This window comes from Streptomyces sp. NPDC001156 (assembly GCF_053598275.1).
The window spans coordinates 1-2,325 of the sequence record NZ_JBSFJX010000458.1 but is presented as its reverse complement, the minus strand read 5'-3'; the positions used below and the strand labels follow the sequence as shown (position 1 = coordinate 2,325).

The window sequence follows — 2,325 nt, the reverse complement described above, 5'->3', positions numbered from 1 at the left end:
CACGGCGGTGTATGTGACACTGGTCGGCACGTGAGGCCCCTCGGTCGGATCTTTCTGTCGCAAGATCGTTCCTACCAGGGGCCTTACGCCTGCCCGGAGTTGGGAGTGCACCACGAGACTCCCGAAGGCGATCACCCTCAGCGACCGTCGGTTACCGGGAAAGGCTCAATGTCAGGGTCTGCCAACCCATGGCTTCCTCAACCAGGGGACGTCGACGTATCTGTGGTATCCGGAGCGTGCTGTGAGGTCGCTCGGCCTGACGCCCGCCGTCGGTGGCGAGACCCATTGGTGCCGGCTCACCCGCGTTTGCATCTGCATTTAACGACCACAGCCCGTCCTGGCTGAGCCTGGTGGAAGATGGTTTGCCGAACTCACCACAAGAGCCTCCGGCATAACGTCCACTTCGCTCCGTCCAAGCCCTCGAACGTGACATCCGAGCCTGACCCGCAGACCTGAACACCACCCCGCGGCCGTTCATCTGCACGAAGACCGCCGAAGACCGCCGTCGAGATCCTCGACAAAGTCGCCAAGTGCTGCCGACCAATCTCCGGCTCAGGTCACCAGCGGCGGGGGCAGGGGGCTGTACGCCAGAGTTGACCTGCTTGGGGTTGGCGAGGCGATTCCGTTGAGGGCCCACTCACGGCTCGCCGTCAGCCCGGAGTGCTACCCCTGATTGGACGATGCGGGCGCAGAGGCTTTGATGGCGGACGCGGTCTTCTTATCGGCCGGGATCCACATCTGGAGCCATTGCCCCGCCTCTCCGACGAGGAGCACCTCGGTAGTGATGCCCAGGATTCCAGCATCGGGGTGAGAGAAACTTGTGTCGGAAGGCCGCGTGCATACAGCAACCGGGTGGGCAGCCCATCGCGACGTAAACTCGGGGACCACGTTCAAGTCGTCGACCAGGGCGCGAAACTCATCAGCGCTGCCCCAGTCCGGTTGGGCAGCCCGCAGCCAGCCGACCAGCTCGTCCGCCTTCGCGGCCCAGTCGCTCTGGGTGAATATCCTGCGCGCCATGGGGTTCAGGAAGTGGTAGCGAATCAAATTGGGCGATTCCTCATCCAGCAATCCCAGCGGCCTGACCATGGCTTCCCATGCGCTGTTCCATGCCACAACGTTGCAGATCGGCCCGAACACGCTTGCTGGCGTGGGATCGAGATGGTCCAGCAGCGTACGCACCGTGGGTCGTGTGTCATCGCTGATCGTACGGGGAGGCGGCAAGAGCGCGGCGCTGTGACGTTTCATGGCCCACGTCGCAAGGTGCTGCTTCTCGCTGTCGGAGAGCTGCAGCGCCTCGGCAAGCGCGGCGAGCACCGCATGTGAGGGATTGGTATCCCGGCCCCGCTCCAGCCGTTCCAGGTACTCGACACTCAAACCGGCGAGCGCAGCGAGCTCCTCCCGCCGCAACCCAGGGGTCCGCCGTCGGCCAAAGGAGGGCAAACCCACTTGTTCGGGTTTCAGTTGCTCCCGGCGTGATCGCAGAAACGACATCTCGCCCGCCCTGATCACCTCTGTGAACTCAGCCATCGGCGAGCACACCTCCCACGCCGAAGATTCCGAACCGCATGTCCACCTCACTCTTTCCAACGGGGCGCCAGTTTGCTGTAGGGATGCCCCAAGGCCAGGGTTTCTGGTGACACCCAACGCAGCGACAACCAACGCAAACAATCAAGCCGCCCACGCGCCCCGCACCGGTCAAAGCGGACACCCGTGACCGCAGCCACCAGATGGACGTTTCACTCTCGGTGTCCCGGTCCACGTGGCGACTTCTCGGTCCAAGCGCCTCGCTCCGGGACAATCGGCGAGCCGGCCCGCCGATCCAGCAGTCGAGGCCGGTCTTCGCCAATCCGTCATGGGCCAGCCCTTACCGCTCGCCTCGCAAGCGATGCGTCAATCTTGACAGGCTCGCTTTCGTTTTGCAAATCAGGGTCGTCGTGTGATCGGGGGCACTCTCTCGAGGAAACCGACCATTGCCGACATACTGAACCATTCAGCCATTCTTCAAAATGGATAAAAAACCACTAACTGGACTTTTCGCTTAGCTCGCCGCACCGTAAGAGACGTGAACATACGCAACCGCTTCCGCGGCTCCTGCGCCCCGCCCCCTGCCCTAACGCACCGGGGCCCGCCACGTCCTTCGAATGGACCTGTGGACCCGTAGATCTGCGGACACCCCTTGCGTCGACCACGCCGGCCGCCAACTCATAAAGCCGCCACTCAGGAGAAAACTATGTCCAGCAACACTCTCGACTTCACCGGGCAGAAGGTCATCGTCATCGGCGGTACCAGCGGTATGGGGCTGGCTTCCGCCCGCCGTGTCCTTCA

1 protein-coding gene is annotated in these 2,325 nt (G+C 63.1%); it reads right to left on the bottom strand.

Translation table 11 applies throughout. The features are described from left to right. Positions 1-663: 663 nt before the first annotated feature. A complete protein-coding gene (locus ACWDA7_RS52100) occupies positions 664-1,527 on the bottom strand; it encodes a helix-turn-helix domain-containing protein (protein WP_450615149.1) in 864 nt (287 codons plus the stop codon). Positions 1,528-2,325: the final 798 nt, after the last annotated feature.